The sequence below is a fragment of the Bradyrhizobium oropedii genome (assembly GCF_020889685.1).
In the GTDB taxonomy this organism is placed as follows: domain Bacteria; phylum Pseudomonadota; class Alphaproteobacteria; order Rhizobiales; family Xanthobacteraceae; genus Bradyrhizobium; species Bradyrhizobium oropedii.
The window spans coordinates 1-4,659 of the sequence record NZ_JACMYO010000325.1; the positions used below are offsets into that span (position 1 = coordinate 1).

The window sequence follows — 4,659 nt, forward strand, 5'->3', positions numbered from 1 at the left end:
CTCGGCGCGGCGGCTGCCGCGGCCTGCGGCTGGGCGCCCGGGTTGATCCAGCAGGCGTGGATACGGCCGTCGAGGCTGCCGCGCACCTTGTCGTCGATCTGGGCGCCGAACCGGGTCAGGCAGCGGAAGGCGGCCTGGACATGGCCGCCGGGGCAACCGAACCGGTCATAAAGGTCGAGATGGCGGAAGGCGGTATCGAGGTCGTCGTTCCACATCAGGCGGACCACGCGGCGGCCGAGCCAGACGCATTCCGGGTTGCCGGCCGGGCCGTTGATGGCCTGCTGGGCCTCGACGAATTCCTCGACCTTGCGCTGGTTGGCCTCGCGCACGGCGTTGGCATTGGCGTCGGGCTGTCCAGGCTGCTGTTTGGCCTGATCAGGCGGGTTCGGCGTGCCGCTCTGGGCGAACGCGCCGCCGGCTCCGTTCAGGAGCGCGAGACAGGCGACAACGCCCGTTACGGCAAGGTGGCGCAAAGCAGTGTTCTTCAACTCAAGCAGCCGTCGACGCATGCATTCCCCGATATGTTCCTGCCCCTGCGGGATCATCTTAACGGCTCGCGTGATGCCGTCCAAATAGGTCTCCAGTGCGGCGGAGACTCTGGCGGAATCCCATGACTGGAATTTGGTATTTTGTCCAGCAAACTCACAACTTTATCGACCCAGCGCAAAACTGTCGCAGGACAACCATGGTATTGACCTAATCCTACACTTGGCAGATGGGCTGTGACCGGCTAATTCGACGGTCCCCCGGAGGATGGAACCGATTTCGCTTCGTACGCCGCTGGCGCTTCTCCTGATCTCGCTCGCCGTGATTGCATCCGTGTGGTGGTGGCTCGCCACGCCGATTACGCTCGCGCGTGCGCCGATCGATCCTGCCGCAAAACTGCAATGCGTGTCCTACACGCCGTTCCGCGGCGCCCAGACGCCGCTCGATCCGACCACGCAGATTCCGGTCGAGCAGATCGAGCAGGATCTGGCCGATCTTGCCAAGGTCACCGATTGCGTGCGGACCTATTCGATCGAGAACGGCCTCGACCAGGTCCCCGGCGTTGCGGCCAAGGTCGGGCTGAAGGTGATGCAGGGCATCTGGCTCAGCAGCAACCGCTTCAAGAACCTGCAGCAGATCGCCATCGCGGTGCGGCTCGCCAAGGAATATCCGGGTGTCGTTACCTCGCTGATCGTCGGCAACGAGGTGCTGCTGCGCGGCGAGATGACCGCCGCCGATCTTGCCGGCAACATCCGCGCGGTGAAGGCGGCAGCGGGCAATCTCCCTGTGACCTATGCCGACGTCTGGGAATATTGGGTGAAGAACCGCGAGATCTATGACGCGGTCGATTTCGTCACCATTCATATCCTGCCGTATTGGGAGGACGTCCCGGTCAAGGCGAAGTACGCCGCGGCGCATGTCGACGATATCCGCAAGCGGATGGCGGTGACGTTCCCCGCCAAGGAGATCCTGATCGGCGAGACCGGCTGGCCGAGCCAGGGACGGATGCGGGAGGGCGCACTGCCGTCGCGCACCAACCAGGCGCGGGTGGTGTCCGAGATCCTCGACCTCGCCAAGCGCGAGGGCTTTCGCGTCAACCTGATCGAGGCCTATGACCAGCCCTGGAAGCGCAAGCTCGAGGGCACCGTCGGCGGCAATTGGGGTCTGTTCGATTCGATCAAGCGGCAGGTCAAATATCCGCCGGGCGTTGCGATCAGCAACTATCCCGAGTGGAAGCTGCAGATGGCGGGCGGCATGGCGCTGTCGGTCGCCACTTTCCTCGCGGCCTGGCTGACGCTGCGCCGCCGGCCCTGGACGCCGCGGCCGTCGGCCTGGATCGCAGTCGCCATTTCGGCGACGACGGCGGGGACGCTGCTCGGGATTGCCGGCGACAAGATGTATTACGAGAGCTATGGCGTCGCCGGCTCGCTGCATTGGGGCGCGCTGCTCGCGGCTGCGATCGTCTCGCCCCTGCTGACCGCGCACGCGCTGATCGCCGGGCGCTCGCTGCCGACATTCCTGGAACTGGTGGGGCCGCGCGACTATCGCGGCAAGGGCGCGATCGGCGCGGTGCTGGCAATCGTGCTGATCGTCACCACGGTGATCGCGGCCGAAACCGCGCTCGGCTTCACCTTCGATCCGCGCTACCGCGATTTCCCCTATGCCTCGCTCACGATGGCGGTGGTGCCGTTCGCGCTGCTCACCATGCTCAACCGTCCGAAGGAAGGCATCCGGCCGCTCGCGGAATCCGTGTTCGCCGGCCTGCTCGTGATCGCCGCCCTCTACACGATCTACAACGAGGGCACGATCAACTGGCAGTCCGACTGGACCTGTGTGATGTACCTCTTGCTCGCCGCTACGCTGTGGCGGGCGCGGGCCGCGCAAAACCCAGGATAAACAGCCCGATCGCAAGGCCCGACAGCACGACGTTGTAGAGCACGATCCCGAGCCCCGCAGCGATCAGGCCGACGGTGAGCAGCACGATCGACGGCCGCGTCAGGTTCAGCACCGCGATCACCAGCGCCGTGATCCCGAACACCGAGTTCTTGAACAGCACGGTCGACAGCGCGCGCGCCTTGCAGAGCATGGTCTGCGTGCCGGCGTCGCAGGCCAGCGCAACGGGCGAGAATTCGATCGCCAGATAGCGCACGTACAGCGCGTAGCCGACGGTGACGAAGCCGACGACCATCAGGAACTGGACCTGGTAGGGGGAGAGGCGGAACGGAGGTTTTGTCATCGCGGCACTATGGTTGGGAACGGGGTCTGGGACAAGGCCGGGTCAGAGCAGCGAAATCAGTTGAGAATTAGGCCGCAATCCCTTCGCTTCACATGATTATTGGCTGTTCCGCCGGAACATCGAGGAAATCGTCGTCGGCTCCGGCTTCTTTTCCTCGGCGACAGGCTGCTGCGGCGGCGCCACCGCACGCTTCGGCGCGAGCCGCCGGTGCGGCAGCGCCGGCCTGGCTCCGGGGGGCGGCTCGTTCAGGGCCAGCCGCTGGCCGTCATAGATCGCCGTCTCGCAGGTCCGCTGGATCAGGCTGAGGCCGGCGCAGATCCTGGCGGCGGTCCCGGCGTCGTTCAGCGGTCCGGCCACCAGGCGCAACTGCATGCCGAGCCCGTTGCCGTTTTCCTTGATGACGATGATCGGCCGCAGTGCGGCCAGCGGCGCGTTGGCCTTGGACTTCAGCAGGCCGCGCCAGAGCGCGCGCAGTCCATTGACCGAATTTGCCGTGCCGAGATCGACACCGAACTCGGTGCGGTGGATCTGTGCCTTCGGCGCGCCGGCGTCGTCTTCCGCGTCGGCGTCCGGATCCGCTGTGATCACCAGCGGCGGGATCGGCGCCACGCTGACATCGTTGGCAGTCGGAGGCTTGAGCGCTTCGACCGTCTTGTTGGCAGCGGGATCGAGTGATGCCACGCGCGGTTTGTCGATCGCCGGTTTGTCCATGACCGGCATGGCGGAGGGCGGCCGCGCCGCGGCCTTGGTATCCTCGGCGCCGGCTGCAACGGCGGCGCTCATCAGACTGGCAACCGATGTGCTGGTGGCGGCAGAAACCGGCGGCGAATTGTCGGAAGCTGACGGCTTCTCCGCGACGGCCTGAGGCTTCGGCGCTGCGGCCGCGGCCTTCTTCTCAGTCGCGACGGTCTTTTCAGCCGTCGCAACCGGCTTCTCGATCGCTGCCGGTGCCTTGTTGTCGGCGGATGTGGGCGCCTTGTCGGTCGCGGCCGGCTTGTCCGATGGCGCAGGCGGCATCGTCGCGACCGCGGCGACGGCCGGCGCGGAGGAAGCGGGCACCGCATTGGCTGTTGCGGGCGGCGTGCCCGGTGCGGCAGCCGACGGTGATGGCGCCGCCGGCTGCTTGGCAATCGTGCCGGTCACGGAGTCCAGGCCTTGCTCGATCGTCGTGACGCGCGAATAGAGCCGGTCGCGGTCGCCGTTGAGCGTGTCGATCGCGGACGCCAGCCGGCGCGTCTCGTTGTGGCTCTCTTTCGCCAGCGTCTGCAACTGCTGGGCCTGGCGTGCGACCTCTGACGCGGCGATCTGGTCGCGCTTCAGCGTCAGCGCCGACTGGTTGGCCATTACGGCAATGGTGACGGCGCCGACCGCGGCGACGCCCCACGACCCGAGCCGCCACAGCATGCGGCGATCGAAAGCTTCCTCCTCGGCCAAAAAGCCGGTGGTGCTCTCGGTCTCGAATTCCGCCGCCAGATTGTCGCGATCTTTGGCCAAAGCCCGCTTGGCCCTCCTCAAGGCCCGCCGAATCACGAGGCAAAGATTAACAGGAAATGGACCGGGAACTTGAATCCTAGGGTTCACGGAGGCGAATCGGTTTCTTCTGCCGGGGAAAACAATTAAAGACGGCCTCGAAGAAAGCTTGGCGCAGCCGACTGCGCGAGACATCGAGGATTTCGAATGACTGCGCGAACCAGCCTGACAGTGGTGCTTGCGGCCGGCGAGGGCACGCGGATGCGCTCGTCGCTGCCGAAGGTGCTGCACCCCGTGGCCGGGCAGGCGCTGCTGTCGCATGTGCTCAATGCCGCCGCCTCCGGCGCGGGATCGCAGCTCGCCGTCGTGATCGGCCCGGATCATGAGGCGGTCGCGGCCGAGGCGCGCCGGGTGCGACCCGATGCGCAGGCCTTCGTGCAGCGCGAGCGGCTCGGCACGGCGCATGC

General features: G+C 66.3%; 5 protein-coding genes. 2 read left to right on the forward strand and 3 right to left on the reverse strand.

Annotation, left to right across the window (positions count from 1 at the left end; genetic code table 11):
• Positions 1–509: beta-1-3, beta-1-6-glucan biosynthesis protein (locus H8A95_RS41600; RefSeq protein WP_229188255.1), on the reverse strand; the 509-nt coding region annotated here is incomplete at its 3' end.
• Positions 510–753: 244 nt separating this feature from the next.
• Between H8A95_RS41600 and H8A95_RS41605 the strand changes: the two genes are divergently transcribed.
• Positions 754–2,382 (forward strand): glycoside hydrolase family 17 protein, encoded by a 1,629-nt coding sequence (locus tag H8A95_RS41605; RefSeq protein ID WP_229188256.1) that lies wholly within the window; start codon positions 754–756, stop codon positions 2,380–2,382.
• On the opposite strand, the gene H8A95_RS41610 is transcribed toward H8A95_RS41605, so the two are convergent.
• Together H8A95_RS41610 and H8A95_RS41615 are read right to left on the reverse strand one after the other, a co-directional pair.
• Complete coding sequence (locus tag H8A95_RS41610) at positions 2,342–2,722, reverse strand: hypothetical protein (protein ID WP_018271584.1); 381 nt, start codon at positions 2,720–2,722, stop codon at positions 2,342–2,344. The genes H8A95_RS41605 and H8A95_RS41610 overlap by 41 nt on opposite strands.
• Before the next feature lie 96 nt (positions 2,723–2,818).
• A complete protein-coding gene (locus tag H8A95_RS41615; RefSeq protein WP_229188257.1) occupies positions 2,819–4,216 on the reverse strand; it encodes a hypothetical protein in 1,398 nt (465 codons plus the stop codon).
• Positions 4,217–4,399: 183 nt separating this feature from the next.
• Between H8A95_RS41615 and H8A95_RS41620 the strand changes: the two genes are divergently transcribed.
• A partial coding sequence (locus H8A95_RS41620; RefSeq protein ID WP_229188258.1) for an NTP transferase domain-containing protein occupies positions 4,400–4,659 on the forward strand: 260 nt, incomplete at its 3' end.